This window comes from Aliiroseovarius sp. S253 (genome assembly GCF_049800855.1).
Classification (GTDB): Bacteria; Pseudomonadota; Alphaproteobacteria; order Rhodobacterales; family Rhodobacteraceae; genus Aliiroseovarius.
The window spans coordinates 291,994-313,804 of record NZ_JBNAFW010000002.1 but is presented as its reverse complement, the minus strand read 5'-3'; the positions used below and the strand labels follow the sequence as shown (position 1 = coordinate 313,804).

Annotated in this window: 21 protein-coding genes and 1 tRNA gene; 9 read left to right on the top strand and 13 right to left on the bottom strand. The window is 56.7% G+C overall.

Going from position 1 to position 21,811, the window contains the following annotated elements; genetic code table 11:
- Positions 1–68: 68 nt before the first annotated feature.
- Positions 69–1,373 (top strand): multicopper oxidase family protein, encoded by a 1,305-nt coding sequence (locus tag ACP15F_RS13045; protein WP_424941261.1) that lies wholly within the window; start codon positions 69–71, stop codon positions 1,371–1,373.
- A gap of 43 nt (positions 1,374–1,416) precedes the next feature.
- Positions 1,417–1,908: a c-type cytochrome gene (locus tag ACP15F_RS13040; protein ID WP_424941260.1), complete on the top strand. Its 492-nt coding sequence runs from the start codon at positions 1,417–1,419 to the stop codon at positions 1,906–1,908.
- A gap of 169 nt (positions 1,909–2,077) precedes the next feature.
- On the opposite strand, the gene ACP15F_RS13035 is transcribed toward ACP15F_RS13040, so the two are convergent.
- Complete coding sequence (locus ACP15F_RS13035) at positions 2,078–2,278, bottom strand: heavy-metal-associated domain-containing protein (RefSeq protein WP_424941259.1); 201 nt, start codon at positions 2,276–2,278, stop codon at positions 2,078–2,080.
- 148 nt (positions 2,279–2,426) lie between these two features.
- Between ACP15F_RS13035 and ACP15F_RS13030 the strand changes: the two genes are divergently transcribed.
- From ACP15F_RS13030 to ACP15F_RS13020, 3 genes are all read left to right on the top strand, one after another.
- The gene (locus ACP15F_RS13030; RefSeq protein WP_424941258.1) at positions 2,427–4,946 is read left to right on the top strand and encodes a heavy metal translocating P-type ATPase; all 2,520 of its coding nucleotides are present in this window, start codon (positions 2,427–2,429) and stop codon (positions 4,944–4,946) included.
- 7 nt (positions 4,947–4,953) lie between these two features.
- Positions 4,954–5,349, top strand: a complete 396-nt coding sequence (gene cueR / locus ACP15F_RS13025; RefSeq protein WP_424941633.1) for a Cu(I)-responsive transcriptional regulator — start codon at positions 4,954–4,956, stop codon at positions 5,347–5,349.
- A gap of 449 nt (positions 5,350–5,798) precedes the next feature.
- Positions 5,799–6,029 carry a hypothetical protein gene (locus ACP15F_RS13020; RefSeq protein ID WP_424941257.1) on the top strand — a complete coding sequence of 77 codons (231 nt, stop codon included), beginning with the start codon at positions 5,799–5,801 and terminating at the stop codon, positions 6,027–6,029.
- Here the strand turns inward: ACP15F_RS13020 and ACP15F_RS13015 are convergent.
- The 7 genes from ACP15F_RS13015 to ACP15F_RS12985 form a co-directional block, all read right to left on the bottom strand.
- Positions 6,013–7,293 carry a TraI domain-containing protein gene (locus tag ACP15F_RS13015; RefSeq protein WP_424941256.1) on the bottom strand — a complete coding sequence of 427 codons (1,281 nt, stop codon included), beginning with the start codon at positions 7,291–7,293 and terminating at the stop codon, positions 6,013–6,015. The two genes, ACP15F_RS13020 and ACP15F_RS13015, sit on opposite strands and share 17 nt — an antisense overlap.
- Before the next feature lie 107 nt (positions 7,294–7,400).
- Entirely contained in the window at positions 7,401–7,991 is a 591-nt protein-coding gene (mobI, locus tag ACP15F_RS13010; RefSeq protein WP_424941255.1) for a conjugative transfer protein MobI(A/C), read from the bottom strand.
- Entirely contained in the window at positions 7,988–9,094 is a 1,107-nt protein-coding gene (locus ACP15F_RS13005) for a helix-turn-helix domain-containing protein (RefSeq protein ID WP_424941254.1), read from the bottom strand. The genes mobI and ACP15F_RS13005 overlap by 4 nt, the downstream gene beginning before the upstream one ends.
- Positions 9,095–9,339: 245 nt before the next feature.
- Positions 9,340–9,416: transfer RNA gene (locus tag ACP15F_RS13000), tRNA-Arg, on the bottom strand.
- Between the two features lie 36 nt (positions 9,417–9,452).
- Positions 9,453–10,493 (bottom strand): LacI family DNA-binding transcriptional regulator, encoded by a 1,041-nt coding sequence (locus ACP15F_RS12995; protein WP_424941253.1) that lies wholly within the window; start codon positions 10,491–10,493, stop codon positions 9,453–9,455.
- An 81-nt stretch (positions 10,494–10,574) separates the two neighbouring features.
- Entirely contained in the window at positions 10,575–11,366 is a 792-nt protein-coding gene (locus tag ACP15F_RS12990; RefSeq protein ID WP_424941252.1) for an inositol monophosphatase family protein, read from the bottom strand.
- Positions 11,353–12,699 carry a TldD/PmbA family protein gene (locus tag ACP15F_RS12985; RefSeq protein ID WP_424941251.1) on the bottom strand — a complete coding sequence of 449 codons (1,347 nt, stop codon included), beginning with the start codon at positions 12,697–12,699 and terminating at the stop codon, positions 11,353–11,355. Before ACP15F_RS12985 ends, ACP15F_RS12990 begins: the two co-directional genes overlap by 14 nt.
- A gap of 116 nt (positions 12,700–12,815) precedes the next feature.
- Between ACP15F_RS12985 and ACP15F_RS12980 the strand changes: the two genes are divergently transcribed.
- A complete protein-coding gene (locus ACP15F_RS12980; protein WP_424941250.1) occupies positions 12,816–13,571 on the top strand; it encodes an SDR family oxidoreductase in 756 nt (251 codons plus the stop codon).
- Positions 13,568–14,179, top strand: a complete 612-nt coding sequence (locus tag ACP15F_RS12975) for an enoyl-CoA hydratase/isomerase family protein (protein ID WP_424941249.1) — start codon at positions 13,568–13,570, stop codon at positions 14,177–14,179. Before ACP15F_RS12980 ends, ACP15F_RS12975 begins: the two co-directional genes overlap by 4 nt.
- A gap of 18 nt (positions 14,180–14,197) precedes the next feature.
- On the opposite strand, the gene ACP15F_RS12970 is transcribed toward ACP15F_RS12975, so the two are convergent.
- A complete protein-coding gene (locus tag ACP15F_RS12970; protein WP_424941248.1) occupies positions 14,198–14,530 on the bottom strand; it encodes an HNH endonuclease in 333 nt (110 codons plus the stop codon).
- A 45-nt stretch (positions 14,531–14,575) separates the two neighbouring features.
- Here ACP15F_RS12970 and ACP15F_RS12965 point away from each other — a divergent pair, with 45 nt between their 5' ends.
- Together ACP15F_RS12965 and ACP15F_RS12960 are read left to right on the top strand one after the other, a co-directional pair.
- On the top strand, positions 14,576–15,901 hold the full coding sequence (locus tag ACP15F_RS12965) for a mechanosensitive ion channel family protein (RefSeq protein WP_424941247.1): 1,326 nt from the start codon (positions 14,576–14,578) through the stop codon (positions 15,899–15,901).
- Entirely contained in the window at positions 15,898–17,073 is a 1,176-nt protein-coding gene (locus ACP15F_RS12960) for a TIGR03862 family flavoprotein (RefSeq protein ID WP_424941246.1), read from the top strand. Before ACP15F_RS12965 ends, ACP15F_RS12960 begins: the two co-directional genes overlap by 4 nt.
- Here the strand turns inward: ACP15F_RS12960 and holA are convergent.
- From holA to ACP15F_RS12940, 4 genes are all read right to left on the bottom strand, one after another.
- Positions 17,070–18,095 carry a DNA polymerase III subunit delta gene (gene holA, locus ACP15F_RS12955; RefSeq protein ID WP_424941245.1) on the bottom strand — a complete coding sequence of 342 codons (1,026 nt, stop codon included), beginning with the start codon at positions 18,093–18,095 and terminating at the stop codon, positions 17,070–17,072. The genes ACP15F_RS12960 and holA overlap by 4 nt on opposite strands.
- On the bottom strand, positions 18,092–18,589 hold the full coding sequence (lptE, locus tag ACP15F_RS12950) for an LPS assembly lipoprotein LptE (protein WP_424941244.1): 498 nt from the start codon (positions 18,587–18,589) through the stop codon (positions 18,092–18,094). Before lptE ends, holA begins: the two co-directional genes overlap by 4 nt.
- Entirely contained in the window at positions 18,576–21,131 is a 2,556-nt protein-coding gene (gene leuS, locus ACP15F_RS12945) for a leucine--tRNA ligase (RefSeq protein WP_424941243.1), read from the bottom strand. The genes lptE and leuS overlap by 14 nt, the downstream gene beginning before the upstream one ends.
- Before the next feature lie 90 nt (positions 21,132–21,221).
- A complete protein-coding gene (locus tag ACP15F_RS12940; RefSeq protein WP_424941242.1) occupies positions 21,222–21,740 on the bottom strand; it encodes a DUF3576 domain-containing protein in 519 nt (172 codons plus the stop codon).
- Between the last annotated feature and the right edge of the window lie 71 nt (positions 21,741–21,811).

Genomic DNA, 21,811 nt, shown 5'->3' with positions numbered 1-21,811 from the left:
AGTGGCCTCAAACGACACCGATGTCTTGATCTATGCCTCACTTGAAACCTCGACCTGGTTACGGTGAAATGACCCTCAACCGCAGAGAAATGCTCTTTGGCGCGATGGCTGGCATTTTGGTTCCGCAGCCTGCACTGCCAAAGAGCACGAGGTTAACCTTGCGACCCGCCCCAGTGTCAGTGCATTGGCCGGGATACGCCGATAAATTGGAAGGTTTTCTCGGGTTCAACGGCGCACTCCCTGGACCCGAAATCAGGGTGCGACAGGGCGAGCCGCTGCGTGTTCGCCTGGAGAATGGTCTGCAGGAGGGCGCACTGATCCACTGGCATGGGATTCGGCTGCCAAACCGTATGGACGGGGTCTCGATTCTAACGCAAGAGGTCGTGCCGCCGGGGGCGTATTTCGACTATGATTTCACCCCGCCAGACGCAGGCACTTACTGGTATCACTCACATTATCTTTCCTACGAACAGGTAGGTCGAGGTTTGTTTGGCCCTTTGATCGTAGAGGAAAGAGAACCGCCGGAGGTAGACCACGACATCACAGCTATGTTTGCAGATTTCAGGATGACACCGGATGGGCAGTTCGACACAAATATTGGTGTCACGGAAGATTTTGCTCGCCGGGGGCGCCTTGGTGACACAATGCGCGTCTTCCTATCTCAAGGGACTGTGCGTAAGGGGGATCGCGTTCGATTGCGATTGATCAACTCTGCAATTGATCGCGTGTTCCCGCTGGACCTAAACGGGATCAACGGATCTGTGTTTGCACTGGATGGTATGCCACTTGCTCAACCAACCGCGCTGGAACATCTGACAATGGCACCCGGGCAGCGTGTGGATGTCATAGGAAGTGTGACCTCTGATATTTCAATATTCATGGGTGACGATGAATCGCTTAAGCAGATTGGGCGTATTGCCATGAATGGAACGAACCCGACACCAGGACCTGAGTTGCTGCAACCTCTACCCGGTCATGGGCTACCCACACCTGTCAGCCCATCCCAATCGCTGAAACTGCTTATGCGCGGGGGGGAGGGCGATCCAGACCACGGAGGTTTCGGAACCTGGTCTTTCAACAGCGTCTCTGGGTTACCCATGGATCCGTTGGGACAGTTTCGCCGGGGGGACACCGCTGAGATCACTCTGTCGAACCCGACTGCATTCGATCATGGCATCCATCTGCATGGGCATCATTTTCGCGAGGTACTGGGATCGGCTACCTTTGGCCCTTGGCGCGACACTCTGCTGGTCAAAACGGGAGAAGTCCGTAAGATCGCCTGTGTTTTCGACAATCCAGGCCGCTGGCTTCTTCATTGTCACATGCTTAGCCATAGCGCGGACGGCATGGCAACTTGGATCAAGGTATCATGACAGTCGAGCAATACACAGAATTATCATGGCGTGGAGTGAAACAATGTCCATAATCAAGCTGTCGGTCGCCGTAACCGCAACTCTGCTGAGCATTGCTGGGGCAATAACCATTTTTGGTTCCAGTCGGGCAGAGGCCGGACCACCGAAGCAACCGAAAGCCTCAGACGCGAAGGCAGGTGCTGCTCTATATGCCGAGAACTGCGCATCGTGTCACGGCGTACAGCTAGAGGGCGAACTTAATTGGCGCAGCCAGAAGGATGACGGCACCCTTCCCGCTCCTCCGCATGATGAAACCGGTCATACTTGGCACCATGGGGATGCCTTGCTATTCAACTATACCAAGCTGGGTGGTCGATTGGCGCTTGAGGCGTCTGGAGTCGAAGATTTCGCCAGTGGAATGCCAGGGTTTGGCGATCAATTGAGTGATCAGGAAATCTGGGACATTCTTGCTTTCATCAAATCGACCTGGCCTGATCGAATGCGGGAAACACAAGCTGTTCGCACTGAAGGAGAGCAGATGCAGGGTGGTTCCTGATATTCGAGTTGTTGTTTATCAGGCCATGCCGGATTAGCCTTGATAGGGCGTTTGCGCGATAGAACTGGCTGGGCACATCCCAAGAAGAAATATGTGACGACAGCCTTGATTTATCGCGGCACATCCTTGTGTAGAAGCTGATTGGTAACCGGCCAAGCGTTGTATTGAGCTAGTCCGCAAGCGTATTGGGATAACCCTCTTTGTCGAGGATTGCGGCCAATTCAGTTTCGTTCAGACGGCTGGTAACATCGACAGTGTGCGCCTCTAGATCAAAGGACAAAACTGCACCTCTGTCCACGGCAACCACTGCCTTTTCAATAGCAGTCATGCAATGACCGCAGCTTATGTCAGGTACGTTAAACTTGCTCATCTTACACTCCAACTATTGCTTCGCTGTGATAGGTGGGGGTTCCCAAGGGGTAAGGTCAAGCATCCAGATAATGTGATGCTTAACGCTTGACCTTACCCACACTGGAACCCTCAGACCAATGCCGAGAACCTGATTCGCGGAGAATGTCATGTCGGATGAGAATACGGTTATTTTGTCGATTGAAGGTATGACGTGCGCGTCTTGCGTAGGGCGTGTCGAAAAAGCCTTGGTCGCAGTTCCCGGGGTGTTCGAGGCTGCAGTCAACCTGGCCAATGAATCGGCGCGTGTCAGCTTTGCTGCTCCTGCGGAACTAGGCGGCTTGATCGACGCTTTGCGCGATGCGGGTTATCCGGCGACAACCGGCGAGGTTACACTGAACGTAGAAAGCATGACCTGTGCTAGCTGTGTTGGCCGGGTTGAGCGTAAATTGAAGGCCAGTCGCGGCGTGATCGACGCGCAGGTGAACCTCGCAACTGAAACTGCGACTGTGCACTACGCGATTGGAGCGGTCACCCCGACAGAATTGGCCCGGATTTCCACGGATCTGGGATACCCGGCGAAAGTAAAAGACGGCAAGGACCACGACAAGCAGGACCGTAAAGTGGCTGAGATCACGCGTTTGGGCCGACTTACGCTAGTTGCTGCAATCCTGGCTCTTCCGGTTTTTGTCATTGAAATGGGAAGTCATGTGTTTCCAGCCATGCACATGTGGATCGAAGGCATAATAGGCCTGCAAAACAGCCGACTCCTCCAGTTTGTGCTGACAACGATTGTCTTGTTCGGGCCCGGTTTGCGCTTTTACACCAAGGGATTCCCGTTGCTCTTCAAAGGGGCCCCGGACATGAATTCCTTGGTAGCGCTTGGTACTTCGGCTGCCTACGGGTTTTCGTTGGTATCAACGTTCACACCGGGCGTGCTGCCCGAGGGGGCGGCCAATGTATATTACGAAGCTGCGGCGGTGATCGTCGTTCTTATCCTGCTCGGCCGCTTTCTGGAAGCACGTGCAAAGGGCCGCACGGGCGAGGCGATCCGCAAACTGGTTGGGCTGCAAGCCAAGACGGCACGGGTTGAGCGAAAAGGTGCGATTGTCGAACTTCCAGTCGAGGAGATCGTTGTCGGAGACCTTATTCACGTGCGCCCTGGCGAAAAGATCGCCGTAGACGGCGATGTCACAAGTGGAAGCTCTTTTGTCGACGAAAGCATGATCACCGGCGAACCGGTCCCGGTCGAGAAATCCACGGGGGCTGGTGTGGTGGGTGCAACGGTAAATGGTACTGGCGCGCTGGTTTTCCAAGCGACCAAGATTGGTGCGGACACGATGTTGGCACAAATCATCCAGATGGTGGAGCAAGCCCAGGGGGCAAAGCTTCCGATCCAAGGCCTAGTTGACCGAATCACCAGCTGGTTTGTGCCCGCCGTTATGGCCATTGCCACACTGACAGTGCTGAGCTGGTTGGTGTTCGGCCCCGATCCGGCCCTGAGCTTTGCGCTCATTGCGGGCGTTGCCGTGCTGATCATCGCTTGCCCCTGTGCGATGGGTTTGGCGACCCCGACATCCATCATGGTCGGCACCGGACGCGCGGCCGAGATGGGGGTCCTGTTCCGAAAAGGGGATGCGCTTCAGATGTTGCACGAAGCACGTGTGGTTGCCCTGGACAAGACGGGCACCCTGACAGAAGGTCGACCGGAGTTGACAGACCTGATCCTCGCCGACGGGTTTCATGAAGATGAGGTGCTGGGTCTTGTTGCAGCCGTCGAGGCGCAATCCGAGCACCCGATCGCCGAAGCCATTACCCGTGCTGCGGTGTGCAAAGGGCTGACAGGTGCTGTGGTCGAGGCGTTCACCTCGGTCACCGGATATGGTGTCGAAGCCAAGGTCGAAGGCAAACACGTCCTAGTTGGCGCTGACCGTTTCATGACCCGCGAAGGGATTGCTCTTGGTGCGCTTGAAGGAAGCGGCGACAGCCTGGGTCTCAAGGGGCGAACCCCCCTGTACGCTGCCATCGACGGTAAGGTTGCCGCCGTCATTGGGGTGTCTGACCCTGTAAAACCCACCTCACCGGCCGCCATTGCTGCCCTGCACGACCTTGGGCTGCGTGTCGCAATGATTACGGGGGACAATCAGGGCACCGCCGACGCAATCGCGAAAGAACTTGGCATCGACATCGTCGTGGCGGAAGTCCTGCCCGAAGGTAAGGTCACGGCGCTGGAAGAATTGCGGGCCCATGGCAAGCTGGCCTTTGTTGGAGATGGCATCAACGACGCACCTGCATTGGCGACGGCGGATGTGGGTGTCGCAATCGGCACTGGGACGGATGTTGCGATTGAAGCCGCTGACGTGGTTTTGATGTCAGGCGATCTGACCGGTGTGGTCAACGCCTTCGACATCTCAAGCCGCACAATGCGCAACATTCGTCAGAACCTGTTTTGGGCATTCGGGTATAATACGATGCTGATCCCAGTCGCCGCGGGCGTGTTGTACCCTTCTTTCGGCTTGCTGCTTTCGCCTGTTCTGGCTGCGGGTGCGATGGCGCTTTCCAGTGTTTTTGTCTTGTCAAATGCACTGCGTCTTCGTTGGGTGAAGCCGGTTATTAGGCCGGAGTCCAATGGCCCGATTCAGGGTCGTGAAACAACGAGGCCAGCTTTGGCTGAATACGCAGGAGAATGACATGAACCTGAACATCGGAGAAGTCTCCAAGCGCACCGGCCTACGCGCGAAGACCATTCGCTATTACGAGGAAATCGGACTGGTAACACCTTTGCGCGATACAAATGACTATCGCGTCTTTCGGGAATCAGATTTTCACAAGCTGACCTTTCTCAGTAGAGCGCGGACTCTTGGGTTTACGATTGGAGACTGTCGCACACTTCTCGCTTTGTACGAAGATGACACGCGCGCAAGTGCAGAGGTGAAGGAGATCACCAATAAGCACTTGGAAGAAATCGAGGCCAAGATCGTCGACCTTCAGGCAATGCATGAAACACTGACTCACCTAGCTGAAGAATGCGCCGGAGATCATCGCCCGGATTGCCCGATCCTGAAAGGCTTAAGCATCGAGCACGACAGTTAATGCAACACAAACTCTACTCAGGCCATTTTGCCATGAATTCACGTCGCCTCGTTCTATCAGCATCGTGCGATGCAGCCGCGACACCGCTGCTCGTTTCACCGCATAGGCCGCTTTGAGTACTCTATTGCTGCTTGTGGCGAGATCAAAGCAGTCGAAAAGCTTAGACAACTGACGATGGTATTTTTCGGGACGATGTACTGAATCAGTGATTGAAGACTGCTCTCGAAGAACAGGTTTGGAAGACAGGGTTCGTCATGTGAATTCTCCAGCAGTCAATGTTTTGCGGCTGGAGTCTACCTTGCTAAAAGAGACTTTTGCCGAACCGACGCTTGGGAACTGCCTGGTCAAAAAGGCACAAGAATGGAGCACCCGTATCTGGCAACGAACCAATTGCTTCTGAATGCTTCGCATCCTACGCTTGGATGGAAGCAGCGAAAAGTGAAGAGAACATGTCTGAAGAGCAATTCAATCAGCTGATGACCCAGATGGCCCATATTGACAAAAGGTTCGACAACATCGACCGCAAGTTCGATAGGATCGACCAAAGGTTCGAATATCTCGAAGAAAATATGGTCAAGAAATCTGATGTCTTTCAGTCGGTATTGATTGCCCAAGGTTTCATGTTTGCCATCGTGGTTGGTGTCGTTGTCATCTTGAATACGGTTATTGGCTTCGGCTGACAGGCAGTTCATCCCGTGATTGAGCTTGCACCAGCTCTCGCTGAAAGTTGCTTCCGTTTAAAACTGCGCGAACGGGTAACAGATCGCGCCAACTCTCAGCCTGCATCATCGGAAAGAAACAAAGCGGGGCGTTATTTCGTTTTTCTGCTTCATGTGGAAAAATCAACTGAGCTCTGAATGGTGCGACATAGTCGCTCGAATTTGCGTCGCGGCCGAGAGAATAGTGGCCTGGCAATGTCCGTTTCAGGACGCGATGGCTTTCCAAGATGTAGAGCAATCGTTGTTCATAACTGTCTGCTGGCGCATGACCGTATAGATCCTCGGAGCGTATGTAGTCCAAAAACTGACGGATGTGGAAACGTTCTGCCACGAAGAAAGGAAGCCTTAGGTCGCAGGGGGTTTCGTCGTCTCCAATGTAAACATCCGCGAGGACGAAGGGCGATAGCGAAGTGTTCTTGGTGACCAAATGTTGAAACTCCAAGAAGCGGCGCACGATATGCAGGTCCGTGCGTTTTGGCTGTGTTCTGAGGCCAGGGTTGAGATCGCGAATGATGCTTTCGTTATCCGCCCAGCTTACCCAATTGTTGAGAGTGGTTTTCTCGAAGTCCCCATCTAGATATCGCTCTAGCTCATCCAACGTTTTGGGTTTTCGTGCTACGAAATCCATCAATTTTTGCGGAACCACCGCACGCCAAAATTCAGCACCAACAACCACGTGGCCAAGTCGTGAAATGTAATGAAACCGAAGGCCCAGGTGGTGCACATCGTTGGATTGGCACCAGTCTGCGAGGGAACAATTGTTCGGATCCCAGACGATACCTTCCCGCTCTTGTGGATCCAACTTTCCAAAGTTGGGATCATAGTCATGCTGCTCTAATTTAAAAACCGTGAAGAGGCTTGCGCTCTTTCCGATGTCGTGAAGAAGCCCAGCAATGAACGCGGCCAGTATTCGATCCGAATGTGCGGTTTCGCGAGCCTTATTGGCGGCCAATGTAGCGGTTTCGAGGCTGTGATAGAAAAGTCCTCCGGCACAACGATGATGGTGGGTCGAAGATGCTGGTAATGCCATCATTTGAGAGACAGTGTTGCGGATAAAGAGGCGTATGTCAGCCTCAAGCTCCTGTAGCCTGACAGGCAAATTGCTGATCAGGTCGTCTATCTCCCGCTCATAGGAAGCAAGAATTAGCTCGACTGAAAAGACCGGAAAGCGCGCGGCACGATAGTAACGGCCTAGGGCCAATGCCTGGTTGTCTGAGTGGTTCATTTGAGATCCCGTGAAATTAGGCTTTAGGAAACGCGTCTACGTGTCGACAGCACACTGTTTTACTGGGACGGAAGGCTTAACCCGTCCCATAAACGGAAATGGAGGTGCTAACTCGGCAAAGATTGGGGCTCGTACAGAAGCTTTTTGAACCGTGAAAGCTTTTCCACCTGATACCGAACATTGGCCGCACGATCTTCGAGTTCCGTAAGCGCTTGGCGGATCTCGCAGGGGAACTTAGCAAAGATCTTCTTAGATGTACGGAACCGCCCAGAGAGCCTGTATGGCTCTGTGTAGTGCTGAGTCTTTCCGAACGTCCCTGTTGCGCCTTTTCCGGTAAATCGTACCCAATGTATCCTAGGTCCAAACGTGTCGGCTCGAATGCGAACTTTGATCCCCAAGTTGGGTGTCGATCGGTTGTCGTACCTGCGAGCCTCTTTGAATTGCTCCACGGCCTCATCTCGAATGTGCTCGGCATCTCGAATCAATCGGTTCTCAGCGGCGATCAGAAGCTTGAATGCGGCAGGCTCCCATCCCCATTCGAGATTGACGTGGAATTCGTCGAACAGAGGGAAAGCTTCAATGTACTCAGGGATCTTTCGCCCGTCGGCGTCTGGCGGCACACTTTCGAACCAAAGGCTGCAGTGGGCAGGAACATTCTCGAAGTCTTCGCTGGCCAAGCGTAGCGAGCGCGAGGTCATTCGGGATCCCTCTCATGCAAAAGAGCAGCCCAAAGACGTTCAACATGTCGTCCATGAGCTATTTCATTTCTTAGCAAGTTGATGAACGCACCAGGTATGCTTTTGACATGCCAGGTGCTGCCGTCGCGCTCGCTATTTCGGTCCACAATGGCAAAGGCTAAAGCCACCATCTCTTCGCCAATTTCGCTTGCAGCTGCATCCCAATCACGACGCCTTATTCCGACACTTAATGCGCTGTCTTTGATCGCCATGATGGTCGCGTTCCAAGTGGGGTTGGACTTGGATTCATTTAGTCCAGCTGAGTAAAAGGCAATTGCCTCTTGGATGCGTTGGCTTGTCAAAAGCTGGATTTGTCTGGGGGTGGCCTTTGGTTTGGATGTCCTCGTATTCCTTGTCTGCGATGGCTTGCTACAAGTTAGAGATTTGTCTTTTGTCTTTGTATCGGGTCGGACGTTTTTGTCCGACGCGGCGGTCCCAACAGTCTGGCGCGAGAGCATTTCGAAATCCGATGCAATTACCTTCAATGCATCACAGATTTCCTCGAGATGTTCGTGGCTTGTCACTTCTGACGGCCTTAGACGCGGAAAGACTTCGCGCGCACGATTAATAGCGTCCTCTGAACCTAGAGCTCGTAGGCGCTTCAAGATCGAGCTACATCGTGACCGGAGCTCGACAAGCCTACGAAACTCATACTGAACACCCTTAAGCAAGATCTTGAGCTCGGATGCGCGATCTATCATCGGTCCAAGGTCGATTCCGCAACCAAACGTGATTTGTTTACAATTGTCGCGCTCACCAAAGCGTCGTTTGTTTGCTGAGAGACAGCGACGAATTAGGTGGGCCGCTTCTAACCGTTGTTCAATGCGGTTCAGTTGTCGCGGGCTGAGCGATAGATCGGCGCACATCTTTTCAACAGAGACCCACATCATGCAAATTCGGCCGGTTTCGTAGTCGGCTTTCATCGTTCGTTCGATTGCGTATTCGAGGTACTGGAGATCAACAGCCCGAATGCCGAGCTTGCTCGCCAACGGACGCAGGATCTTGATTAAGTCAAATCGCTGAGTGCACTCGGGAAGTCCGCCATGTGGTTGAACGCGCATCATTGTGCGCCCTCCGCCATGGCAGAATTGGATACGAGTTGGAACCGCGTTACCTCTCCAAATATGCGGAAAACGGCACAGATACGGTCCATTGCATTGGATTTGTTCGCACTTCGTCGCCGTGAAATTTGTACAGGTTTTGTACGAGAAATCGGCCAAATCGGGAGAATTCGAATTGAAATCTCTTGGTACTTTCTGCGCGCACCCGCACAACGTCCTGTAAATAAGCCATATTTTTCAGGCAGTTTTGGCGACCCCGGCAGGATTCGAACCTGCAACCTGCCCCTTAGGAGGGGGCTGCTCTATCCAGTTGAGCCACGGGGCCGTTTGCGCAGGAGATAGGCAAGCGGGCGGGGCTTGTCTAGCGGCGTTTCAGGGTCTCGCCGGCTTCGATCTTGGGCGTAAGCTCGATCCGTTCGCCGCCGCCGGTGTCGCCAGCTTCGGTGCTGCGGTCCGCGATAATCTGCGCTGCTGCGCGCCCGATTTCCTTGCGGCAGGCATCCATCGTTGCCAGTTGGCGGGGTAGGCCGTCCAACAGTTCGACCCCATTAAAGCCAGCAAGGCCGATCTGGCCAGGTACATTGATGCCTTTATCCAGACAGTAAAGCAGACCACCTGCGCCGATCATGTCGTTCGAGTAGTACATGAAATCCAGCTCGGGCGTACGTTCCAGCATGACCTCGGTCATCTCGCGGCCTTTGGCCAGCGCCGACCCGCCCTCATAGAACTCGCGATCTGCGATTTCGATCCCTTCCTTGGCCAGCACTTCGGTGAAGCCTTCGAACCGTTTGCGGGCGCGGTGGTCCAGCGGCATTTTTGTGCCAAGGAAGCCGATGTTCTTGTAGCCAGCTTTTAGGATGGACTTGGCCATTTTGCGGCCCGCGCGGCGGTGTGAAATGCCCACGCAGGCATCGATGGCGTCGCCGTCGGTGTCCATGATCTCGACCACTGGAATGCCAGCAGCTTTCAGCATCGCTTTCGCCGCGTCAGAATGCTCTAACCCTGCGATAATCACGCCGGATGGACGCCATGACAGCATCTCGTACAGAACTTTTTCTTCGCGTTTAGGGTCGTAATTTGTGACGCCTACGACAGGCTGCAAAGGTGTTTCGTCCAGCACCTCGTTGATGCCCATCATCACTTCAGGGAAGACCATGTTGGATAGGGATGGGATGATGACCGCGACCAGGTTCACCCGTTGCGAGGCCAGTGCACCTGCAATCTTGTTGGGCACGTAACCCAGTTCCTTTGACGCCTCTAGCACGCGGTCGCGGGTCGCCTGGCTGACATCCCCACGGTTTCGCAACACCCTGCTGACCGTCATTTCGCTGACGCCCGAGGCTTCAGACACGTCACGAAGGGTCAGGGGGCGGCGGTTCGGGGGGGTCTGTCTATCTGTCACGTAGGCATCCTTGAACATGTGGGGCTTGCCGTATGTTAGCGATAGATATGCGCTTGGCAATGCCCCAATTTCAAAGGGATGTTAGACTAACGGTTCCGCTAACCGTGTGACCAACGCATCTTGCACTGGCGGCGTTCCGGCCACCATGCCGTGCAGTTGCGGATGTGGGTTGTTGAAGCGAGCGGATCCCTTGACCTGATCGGTCACGGTACCGCCGGCCTCTTCAACAATTAGCGCGCCTGCGGCGACATCCCATTCCCATGTGGGGCGCAGGGTCATCATCGCATCAAATCGACCTTCGCCCACCAGAGAAAGGCGATAGGCCAGCGAGCTTCTGAACACCCTTTCAATTGGCGGGACGTCTCTATTCCGCCAGAAACTGGGGTCTAAGTTGGGCTTTGCGGCCAGAACCGTGGCACCTTCGATGTTTGTTTTGGGGCTGACGGTCAGCGGCGCGCTGTTAAGCGTGGCACCCTGTCCAAGGGCGGCGGCATACAATTTGTCGCGTTCGGGCAGATAGACAACAGCAGCCTCGACAATACCATTGCGCGCGATGGCCAGAGAATGCGCCCAGGTGGTGGACCCTTCGATGAAGCTGCGCGTGCCGTCGATTGGGTCGACGATAAACACCTGTTCGGCCTCAAGCCGTGCGGGATTGTCCTCGGTTTCTTCCGATAGCCAGCCATAGTCGGCGCGCGCGCCGGTCAGCTCGTTTCGCAACATGCGATCGACGGCCAGATCGGCTTCGGTCACAGGGCCTTGCCCACCGGGCTTGTCCCAGCGTTCGGCCGAACCATGAAAGAAGCCCGAGGCGATCTTGCCCGCCGCTTCCGCCGCGTCGATCAGAAGTTTCAGGTCATCAGTCACCGGCAAGGGTCATCCCTTCGACCAGCAGGCTGGGGATCATGCGGCTGAGATGCGATTCCGCGTCATTTGCCGGGATGATCCGCTTCAACATGTCCCGCAGATTACCCGCGATGGTGCATTCGTTGACGGGGTAAGCGATCTGCCCGTTCTCGATCCAGAATCCTGACGCCCCGCGGGAATAATCGCCTGTGTTCGGGTTGATCGTGGATCCGATCATCGAGGTCACCAAAAGCCCGGTCCCCATCTGCGCGATCAGATCCTCTTTCGTCAAATTACCCTGCGTTAGAGCCACATTTGAGATCGACGGCGACGGGGGCGCAGAGGTCCCGCGTGATGCGCTGGCGGTGCTTTGCATCCCCAGTTGGCGCGCGGTGGAGATGTCCATCGTCCAGCCGGTTAGCTGTCCGTTGTCGATAATTTTGCGCATCTGCGTGGGTAGACCTTCCCCGTCAAACGGTCGCGAACCGGAAATCCGGGCACGGTGCGGATCCTCGATCAAGTCAATGCCGTCGGGCAGCACTTGTTCACCCAAAGCGTTCAAGAGCCATGACGATCCACGGGCGATCATCGCCCCGTTCGATGCGCTCAGCAGATGCCCGATTAATGACGCCGAGATGCGCTCGTCATAGAGCACGGGATAGGCGCCCGTTGGCGGTTTCTTCGCGCCCAGACGTTCGACAGTGCGGGTGCCCGCCTTGGTTCCGATTTCTTCCGCGCTAGGCAGATCGGCCTGAAAGGTGCGCATTTCGCCTGAATAGTCACGTTCCATCGTCGCGCCTTCGCCGGTGATGGCCACTGTGGAAATGGCCCGGTGAGTACGTCCATAACCGCCAGAAAACCCGTTCGAACACGCCAGATGAAACTGATGCCGCCCATAACCAGCCGAAGAGCTGCTGACCTGCGACACGCCCTTCACGGCCAGTGCTGCGGCTTCCGCCTCCAACGCGTCGCGTTCCAGCGCAGCGGGATCCGGCTCGGCGCTCGGGTCGGCCATTTCCAGTGCGTCCAGATCCCACTTCGTCGCCAAATCCGCCGGATCGGCCTGTGCGATATGGGGATCTTCCGGCGCTTCCTTGGCCATTGCCACGGCGCGCTCTGCCATCGCCTCGATCGTTGCTGCGGATACGTCCGACGCGGATACACAGGCCTGACGCTGACCCAGCATCACGCGCAGGCCAATATCCACGCCTTCGGACCGTTCTGCGTGCTCAAGCTTGCCGTTCAACACGTCAATCGACACCGATGTGCCATCCACCGCCAACGCATCGGCGCGGTCGGCCCCCGCTTTACGGGCGGCGTCCAAAAGCTGTTGGGTCAGGCTATCAAGCGATGCGCGCATGGGGCGTCCTTTCAGTTACGTGCCTTTCAGGTAACCCCTGCACCCCGCGCTCGCAAGATGTGTCTCTGGCATCTGTGTGAATGCTGCGCTAGCATCAACGGAAGGGAGGGCACCATATGCATGATATGACAGGGAAAACCGTTGTGATCACCGGCGCAAGCCGCGGGATCGGAGAAGCCGCCGCGCACATCTTTGCGCAGGCCGGAGCCAACGTGGTGCTGACCGCCCGCAGCGCGGCGCAGATTCAAGCCATTGCGGAAGCCATCGGCGAGCGCGCCTTGGCTGTTACGTGTGACGTGTCGAACTGGAGCCAAGTGAAAGCCGCCATTGATCTGGCCCACGGACGCTTTGGAACGGTCGATGTGTTGATCAACAACGCCGGTGTCATCGAACCCATCGGTCCGCTTGAAACCTCGGATCCCGAAGGGTGGAGCCATGTCATCGATGTGAATCTAAAAGGTGTCTATTACGGCGCAAGAGCCGCATTACCGCACATGATCGAACAAGGCGGGGGCTCGATCCTGACGATCAGTTCCGGGGCTGCACATCACCCGCTGGAAGGTTGGGCGCATTACTGCACCTCGAAGGCCGGAGTGAACATGTTCAATCGCGCGCTTCACCTTGAAACGGCTGGCAAAGGGATCCGCGCCATCGGCCTGTCGCCGGGCACCGTGGCCACCCAAATGCAGCGCGAGATCAAGTCGTCGGGCATAAACGCGGTCGCGCAGCTGAACTGGGACGATCATATCCCAGCCGAATGGCCCGCCCGTACATTGTTGTGGATGTGCAGCGAGGATGCCGACGAGTTTCAGGGACAGGAAATCTCGCTGCGTGATGTGTCGATCCGGCAAAGGGCGAATGTATTCGGATGATTGAACTGACAAAAGAAAATGGCGTCTGGGTGGTGACCATCAACCGTCCGGACAAAGCAAACTCGTTGACGAAAGCGATGTTGGAGCGTCTTGCCCAAATCGCGCAAGACGCTGCGGGGGACGCGCGCGTTCTGGTGCTGACTGGCACAGGAAAAGTGTTCTCGGCTGGCGCAGATCTGGACGAAGCGAAGGCAGGTCTGGCCACCGACGATGTGTGGGAGCGCCTGTCTGGCGCCATCGCTGCCGCGCCCTGTCTGACCATCGCCGCTCTGAACGGAACACTGGCGGGCGGCGCATTCGGCATGGCCTTGGCCTGCGATTTGCGCATCTCGGTGCCGAGTTCCAAGTTTTTCTATCCAGTGATGAAACTGGGCTATCTGCCCCAGCCCTCTGACCCTTCGCGCCTGTCTGCGCTGGTTGGTCCAGCGCGGGCCAAGATGATCTTGATGGCCGGCCAGAAAATCCAGACGGACGAGGCGCTGTCATGGGGGCTGATCGACCGTGTGGTCGAGCCTGAGGGGCTGATGGATGCCGCACTTGAGCTAGCCGACCATGCCCGGTCGCAAAGCGCCGACCACGTGGCCGCGATGAAGCGGATGATCCCCTGAAATAGGCTCTAATCTAGCCTAACTTCGTCCTTTTCGGCGCCGCGTACCCTTGGTGACGGCATAGAAATCCGGTGGACGTTTGGCGATCCATGTGATGAATTTGGCCAGACCGGGATGCGCGCGCAGGGCTTCAGGCGTGTGATAACTACGCGCCAGCTCGGCCTCGCTAAGTTCAAGGTGGATTTGGTTGTGGCAGATCTGGTGCAACAGCACCGTCTCACCTCCTTTCCCGCCCTTCAACCGCGGGATCAGATGATGATGGCTTTGCGCCACATTCGGCGGAATCACGCGCCCGCACAATGCGCATTCCGGCAAGGAAGTCTTGCCCTTTGAGGTCAAACCGCTATCCATTTCCAAAGGTTTCAATAGCGTTCGAGTGAAGGCAAGGGAAAGCAGATGGAAAATCGACCTCAGATCGTGGACACCGCGCTGGATTATCTGAACCAAGGGTGGGGGATCGCCGAAGGCTGGCTGTTGTCGCCCGCAGCGTGGTCTCAGTTCGGTCTTCTGATCGTCGCTTATCTGGCTGCACGGTTTACTGACAAGAAGCTAGAACCCTTCCTGACACGCATCCTGACCCCCAATGGCGAACGAAATCATCCGATTGCCAAGGTGCGTCTGTTTGCACTGATCTTCTTGCCTTTGACCATGCCGCTTCTGGCCTGGGCCTATACCGCACTCGGCGAACAAGTAACCCGTTCGATCTTTGGTTCCGGCGCCGTGATTGCGTTCGGCAAAAGGGTGTTCCTTTTCCTTGCTGTGCGCGCTTTCGTACACAAGATTATCAAGGATCCGTTCCTTCAGCTGCTGGGTAAGTACCTGCTGATCCCGATGGCAGCGCTTTATACATTAGGCTTTCTGGATGCTGTGACCACAAAGCTGGACGAGACAGTTGTGCCCCTTGGAAACATGAGCTTCTCGCTTTTGTTTGCCATCCGCTTCGCTGTTCTGGGCGGGGTGATCTTCTGGTTTGGGCGTTGGTCAAACAACCAAACAGCACAGGCGATCAAGAAGCAGGAAGAGATGCGCCCAGCCACGCGCGAGTTGGCTGTCAAAGCCGCCGAGATCGGCATTTTCGGCGTCGCGTTCCTTGTTCTGATGAACATCATGGGCATCAACCTGACGTCTCTGGCCGTTCTTGGGGGCGCGATTGGTGTCGGTTTGGGCTTTGGCCTTCAGCAGATCGCATCGAACTTCATTTCAGGCATTATCCTTTTGCTTGAAGGGCAGGCCACGGTTGGCGATTACGTCGAACTAGACGGAGGCGAAGCCGGTACCATTGTCAAAATGACGGCCCGCGCCGCTATATTAGAGACGTTTGATGGCCGCTGGATTGTCGTGCCGAACGAACACTTCATCACGACCCGTGTAGTGAACTACTCGGACGCAGGCAGTGCCAACCGGTACGAGGCGCCGTTCTCGGTCAGCTATAAGGCCGACATCGAAGCGGTTCCGGGCATCATCGAAAAAGCGGTGGCCGAGCTTGATTTCATTCTGACAGACAGCGAAGAACATATGCCTGATTGCGAGCTACGTGCCTTCGGTGACAGCGGCGTCGATTTCGCCTTGGAGTTCTGGGTGAACGGCATCGACGACGGACGCAACAAATTCACACCGCGTGTCATGATGCAGATCTGGAAAGCGCTTAAGGCCAATGACATCGAGATCCCCTATCCGCACCGCGTGGTCGAGATGCTGGGCGACGGGGCCAAAACCTCGTGAAATCTGCGCTAGTCATTGGGGCAGGTCCAGCAGGCTTGATGGCGGCTGAAGAGCTGTCGAAAGTTGGGCTATCCGTGACGGTGGTTGACGCCAAACCTTCGCCCGCCAGAAAGCTTCTGATGGCAGGGAAGTCGGGTCTAAACCTGACGAAATCAGAGACTATTTCGGCCTTTTTGTCCAATATTTACGGGCCGGACAGCCTACGGGATATCGTGTCTGAGTTCGGCCCCGATGTCGTTCAGCAATGGGCACGTGATCTAGGGCAAGAAGTCTTTACCGGATCCTCTGGCCGGGTTTTCCCCAAGGTGATGAAGGCATCGCCGCTGCTGCGAAATTGGCTTGCTCGGCTAAATCAAGCGGGGGTGCAACTGCGTCGGAACTGGCGATTGACCGGTATTAATGCGGGTGCGTTGCAGTTTGAAACGCCAGAGGGGCTACAAGTCCTGCATCCAGATGTGACCGTCCTTGCGTTGGGCGGCGCCAGTTGGTCACGCCTGGGATCAGACGGCAAATGGGTCTCTATTCTTGCCCAAAATGGTGTTTCTTGCGCACCGTTCCAGCCTGCCAATATGGGCTTTGCAGTCACGTGGAGCACCCATATTGAGCGTCACTTCGGCCAGCCCGTGAAATCTGTGCGCGTGACAGCCGGGGATCAATCTGTGCTGGGCGAGTTCGTGATCTCGTCACGTGGACTTGAGGGGTCCGCCATCTATGCCGTCAGCCGTGCGATGCGCGAAGGTGCGCCCCTTACCTTGGATCTGCTGCCCAGTCGCAGTCTTGAAGACATCACTTCGCGACTGTCCCGTCCTCGTGGCAAAGCCAGCCTGTCCAACTATCTGCGCAAAACGCTGAAGCTGGACCCAGTAAAACTGTCTCTAATGCAGGAGTTTTCGCGGCCTTTGCCCACTAATCCTGCTGAACTCGCCGCGTTGATCAAGGCCCTTCCGATCACCCATCAAGGCCCACGCCCCATGGACGAGGCGATCTCGACCGCAGGCGGTTTGCCGTTTGACGCGCTGGATGATGGTCTGATGATCAAAACGCTGCCCGGCGTCTTTGCTTGCGGAGAAATGCTGGATTGGGAAGCCCCGACCGGCGGCTATCTGATCACCACCTGTCTGGCGACTGGTCGGCATGCAGGTCGCGCCGCTGCGGCCTATGCCTTGGCCTAGCGCTGGCCACCCATCATCGCCAGTCGGATCAAGGTCCGCTCCATCAGCGCCATCTGCGGAGCCTTCTGTGCGGAACGCAACTTCAAATCCGTATCAATTAGCACTTCAAGCGCCTTTTCTAAGCGCCGCAGCCCCCATTTGTTGGCCTGTCGCACCATCCGATCGCGGGATTTGAAATGCACAGGAGGGCGCAGACGATTGATGCCTTGCCCGGGCCCGGCGGGATCCGACGAGGCCCCATGAAGCGCACGGAAATGGCGGGTCGCGCCGATGCACAGGCCTACGGCGGCCACGCCTTGAGCCTGCAGTTTCGCAAGAATAGGGCCTATTTCACCAGCTCGGCCCTCAGCCACTGCGTGTAGCAGGTCGTCCAGCGCGGCCTCGGTCGAGGCAGGCGCGACGGCCAACACATCGTCGGGCATAACCGGCGACGGGTCAGAGAGCTTGTACAGCCCAAGCTTTTCCACCGTCTGACGGAAATCGCCCGGGTCCAGCGCGCGGGAAAGCCCCATCAGATCGTTCATCGCCTCGGGGCTGACTTGCGCGATACCTGCGCGTTTCAGATCGGCCTCGATTTCATCACGCGAGGGAGGGTCATCATAGATCCCTGCCGCATATGCATTAGGGTGCCCTTCGAACAGTTTGCGCAGGGCCGAGCGAGCGGTCAGAGAACCTGCCGTGACCACCACCTGTGCGTCGCCATCCTGCCAGTCGGCAATGGCGGGGGTAATGATTTTGGCCAGCGTATCGGTTGCGTCTTCTACGAAAGCCACACGTGGGCCGGGGAAGAAGCCTTGTGACTTGATCGCATCCGACAGCATTGCGGGGTCTTTGCGCAGATCGGCGGCGGGAATGCGGGTTAGGCGCATTTCCTCTTCACCAGTTGGGCCGATTAGGTTGGCAATTAGCTCTTGCCGCTTCAGCGCCACGCGCATCGCGTCCGCCCCGAAGATCAGCACACCCATCCGTTTGGGATCGGGCTTGGCGAAATAGCCGCTGGCGTCCCGAGGGGAAAGCTTCATTCGCCCCAGCCTGCGAAGGTGGCCGAAAAACGTGTGGTGATTTGATCCGCAAGCAGCACCATCAAGCGGCGGTTTGCGTCACGCTCGACCGCGGCGGTCGATACGGTGGACCCTTCGGTCGAATAAGACGTGAAATTCGATACTGTTCCGCGTTCGACCACTTCACCCGAAGCGATGGCCGTGACCGAGAATTCGACCGCGCCCAGAACCTGCGTGCGCGTGATTTCCTGGCGCGGCGTGACGCCAACGCCCTCGGATCGCGTGGTGATCGTGTAGTCCAGACGATAAGGAGCGGACAGATTGCGACCCAACCGTTCCTCAAGCCGTTTCACGAACTCATAGCTATTGGCGTCATCCGGTGCAGTGATCGTTACCGCCCCGCGCAATCCATCAGCCGAGCCACCCGGCGCATAGACCGGGGTGAAACCGCAGCCGGACAAAAGCGCGGCAGCGGCGGTGATTTTCAGGAAATGGCGGCGATCAGACCACGACATTCACAATACGCCCCGGAACAACGATGACTTTCTTGGGGGCCTTACCGTCCAGCGCCCTGACGACAGCTTCCTCGGATAGCGCGAGTTTTTCAACCTCGGCTTTGTCCATATCTTTCGGTACGCTGATTTCCGCACGGCGTTTGCCGTTAATCTGGATTGGCATGGTCACGGTGTCTTCGACCAGCATGGCATCGTCCGCTTTGGGCCAAGCCGCCTGAGCGACCAGTCCTTCGCCGCCCAGCATCGTCCAGATCTCTTCTGACAGGTGCGGAGTCATGGGCGACATCAGCTGTGCCATGGTGCGCATGGCCAGTTTTTGCGCCTTGCCGCCTGCTTTCGACTTCGAAATCGCGTTTTGGAAGGCATACAGTTTGGCGATGGCGGCGTTGAAGCCGAAGCTTTCCACGCCCATGGTCACGTCATGGATCGCTTTGTGCATGGCGCGCAGAAGTTCTTCATCATTGCCGTCCGCGTCATCCATGTCGGCGATCTTTACGGCGGTGGCATAAACGCGAGCCAAGTGTTTGGCAGCGGCTTCTGCGCCAGAGGCTGTCCATTCCACGTCGCGCTCGGGCGGTGAATCGGACAGGACGAACCAACGGGCGGTATCGGCACCGAAGGCTTCGATGATGTTCACCGGGTCGACGACGTTGTTTTTCGACTTCGACATCTTGGCCGAGGGGATCACTTTGACCTTCTCGCCGGTCTCAGAGACGACCATCACACCATCGCGTTCCTCGACTTCTTCAGGGTAGTGATAGATCGCGCGACCGTTTTCATCGGTGCGCTCGTCGTTCTTATAGATCGCGTGGGTCACCATGCCTTGCGTGAACAGCGCGTTGAATGGCTCGCGGGCTGAATCCGGCAGGTGGCCGCAGATGTTCATCGCACGGGCGAAAAAGCGCGAATAGAGCAGGTGCAGGATCGCGTGCTCGATGCCGCCAATATATTGGTCGACATTCATCCAATAGGACGCTTCCTCAAGATCGGTCGGCGTCGCTGCGTTCGGAGAGGTGAAGCGCGCGTAGTACCAGGACGAATCGACGAACGTGTCCATCGTGTCGGTTTCGCGCTTCGCGGGCTCGCCGCAGGACGGGCAAGTGCAGTCGCGCCAAGTCGGGTGACGGTCCAGCGGGTTGCCGGGTACGTCAAAGGTGACGTCTTCGGGCAGTTTGACCGGCAGGTTCTCTTTCTTCTCGGCCACCACACCACAATCGTCGCAATGCACCACGGGAATCGGGCAGCCCCAGTAGCGCTGGCGGCTCAGACCCCAGTCGCGCAGGCGGAATTTCTCGACGCCTGTACCCCAGCCGGCGTCTTCGGCGAACTTAACGGTCGCGTCGATCGCTTCCTCGCCTGTGGCTTCATCCAGACCGGCGAAGTGGTCGACCCATTTCACCTTCTCGGTTTTCGGCGGCACGAAAGCTTCGTTTTCGACGGGCGTGGGGTTTTCCATCGACAGGAACGTATCGATCACCGGCAAATCGTACTTGCGGCAGAAGTCCAAGTCGCGCTGGTCATGCGCCGGACAGGCGAAGATCGCGCCGGTGCCGTAGTCCATTAGAATGAAGTTGGCGATCCAGACGGGCAGCTCCCATTCCGGGTTCAGCGGGTGCTCTACGCGGATGCCGGTGTCATAGCCCAGCTTCTCGGCGGTCTCGATCGCTTCGGCGGTGGTGCCGCCCTTGCGCATTTCAACAAGTTGCGCTGCAATCTCGGGGTTTTCCGCCTCGAGCGCCTTGGAAATCGGGTGATCGGGCGAGATGCCGACGAAGCTGGCGCCGTTCAGGGTGTCTGGGCGAGTCGTATAGACCTCGATCGCTTCGCCGCCATCCACACGTTCAAAGCTGAATTGCAGACCTTGGCTGCGGCCAATCCAGTTGGCCTGCATGGTGCGCACTTTCTCGGGCCAGTTGTCCAAGCCATCCAGCGCATCCAGAAGTTCGCCTGAATAATCCGAGATCTTGAAAAACCACTGCGTCAGATCGCGACGTTCCACTGGCGCACCCGAGCGCCAGCCGCAGCCGTCGATGACCTGTTCGTTGGCCAGAACGGTCATGTCGACCGGATCCCAGTTCACCGTGGCGTTCTTGCGGTAAACCAGACCACGTTCCATGAAGTCGATGAACATCGCCTGCTGCTGGCCGTAATACTCCGGGTCACAGGTGGCAAACTCGCGCGACCAGTCAATCGACAGACCCAAGGGGCGCATCTGGCCCTTCATGGTGGCGATATTGTCATAGGTCCACGTGCCGGGGTGGCCACCCTGTGCCATCGCCGCGTTTTCGGCGGGCATCCCGAAGGCGTCCCATCCCATCGGGTGCAGGACCGAAAACCCACACGAGGACTTATAGCGCGAGATCACGTCGCCCATCGTATAGTTGCGCACGTGACCCATATGAATCCGGCCTGACGGATAGGGAAACATCTCGAGCACATAATACTTTGGCTTGGTCTCATCACGCTTGGCGGTGAAAATTCCGGCCTCGTCCCAGGCTTGTTGCCATTTCGGCTCGATATCGGCGGCAATGTATCGCGACATTCGTCAGGTCCTTGATGTGAAAACGCCGGGCAGTGGGCCCGGCGCATGTCTTATAAGTCTGGTCGTTCCGGGTCTAGACCCTGTCTTTTGTTAGAGCTTGCCGTCACGAATACGCAGCTGGCGTGCGCGGGTCAGGATCGCGTCCTCGACTTTGCGAACAGCTTCGGCGCTGGCTGGCCGGCCACTGCTTGAATACAGCGCAACCGACAGTGAACGAGCGTCCAATGCGGGGTCGCGCACATATACAGTGGCTTTATAAGCGGCGCCGCCACCTGGCGGACGGCCAAGGCCAAACACGATAATACCCGAGAACGGATCCGCCGCCTGAACTGGCATGAAGCTCAGGACATCCAGCGACGCATTCCAAATATAACGGTTTACTTCGACGGTGGTATTGGGGTCGTCTACGTTCTTGAACAGATCCCAGATGGTCTCGCGCGGCTCTTCCACTTCAGGAGTATGCCCGAGCCCGCCACCTTGTTGTTGTGCGTTCCCGCCGCCGCCGAATATGTTGCCGGACCCAGCGGACCCACGGCTGCCACCACAGGCCGACAGACCTAGAATCGCAACCAGCGACAGACCAAAAGCAGAAGTTCTAAGGATGCCCATGAAACAGCCCCATATGCTAAAAATTCCTCTTGTTAGTATATAAGCGCCTGCGGGCGGGCAAGCGTTTTCCC

Excerpts from the sequence above, each read along its gene's own strand:
- ACP15F_RS13045 (WP_424941261.1), top strand. The coding sequence starts at position 69 with ATGACCCTCAACCGCAGAGAAATGCTCTTTGGCGCGATGGCTGGCATT.
- ACP15F_RS13040 (WP_424941260.1), top strand. The coding sequence starts at position 1,417 with ATGTCCATAATCAAGCTGTCGGTCGCCGTAACCGCAACTCTGCTGAGC.
- ACP15F_RS13035 (WP_424941259.1), bottom strand. The coding sequence starts at position 2,278 with ATGAGCAAGTTTAACGTACCTGACATAAGCTGCGGTCATTGCATGACT.
- ACP15F_RS13030 (WP_424941258.1), top strand. The coding sequence starts at position 2,427 with ATGTCGGATGAGAATACGGTTATTTTGTCGATTGAAGGTATGACGTGC.
- ACP15F_RS13020 (WP_424941257.1), top strand. The coding sequence starts at position 5,799 with ATGTCTGAAGAGCAATTCAATCAGCTGATGACCCAGATGGCCCATATT.
- ACP15F_RS13015 (WP_424941256.1), bottom strand. The coding sequence starts at position 7,293 with ATGAACCACTCAGACAACCAGGCATTGGCCCTAGGCCGTTACTATCGT.
- mobI (WP_424941255.1), bottom strand. The coding sequence starts at position 7,991 with ATGACCTCGCGCTCGCTACGCTTGGCCAGCGAAGACTTCGAGAATGTT.
- ACP15F_RS13005 (WP_424941254.1), bottom strand. The coding sequence starts at position 9,094 with ATGATGCGCGTTCAACCACATGGCGGACTTCCCGAGTGCACTCAGCGA.
- ACP15F_RS12985 (WP_424941251.1), bottom strand. The coding sequence starts at position 12,699 with ATGCGCGCATCGCTTGATAGCCTGACCCAACAGCTTTTGGACGCCGCC.
- ACP15F_RS12980 (WP_424941250.1), top strand. The coding sequence starts at position 12,816 with ATGCATGATATGACAGGGAAAACCGTTGTGATCACCGGCGCAAGCCGC.
- ACP15F_RS12975 (WP_424941249.1), top strand. The coding sequence starts at position 13,568 with ATGATTGAACTGACAAAAGAAAATGGCGTCTGGGTGGTGACCATCAAC.
- ACP15F_RS12970 (WP_424941248.1), bottom strand. The coding sequence starts at position 14,530 with ATGGATAGCGGTTTGACCTCAAAGGGCAAGACTTCCTTGCCGGAATGC.
- ACP15F_RS12965 (WP_424941247.1), top strand. The coding sequence starts at position 14,576 with ATGGAAAATCGACCTCAGATCGTGGACACCGCGCTGGATTATCTGAAC.
- holA (WP_424941245.1), bottom strand. The coding sequence starts at position 18,095 with ATGAAGCTTTCCCCTCGGGACGCCAGCGGCTATTTCGCCAAGCCCGAT.
- lptE (WP_424941244.1), bottom strand. The coding sequence starts at position 18,589 with ATGTCGTGGTCTGATCGCCGCCATTTCCTGAAAATCACCGCCGCTGCC.
- leuS (WP_424941243.1), bottom strand. The coding sequence starts at position 21,131 with ATGTCGCGATACATTGCCGCCGATATCGAGCCGAAATGGCAACAAGCC.
- ACP15F_RS12940 (WP_424941242.1), bottom strand. The coding sequence starts at position 21,740 with ATGGGCATCCTTAGAACTTCTGCTTTTGGTCTGTCGCTGGTTGCGATT.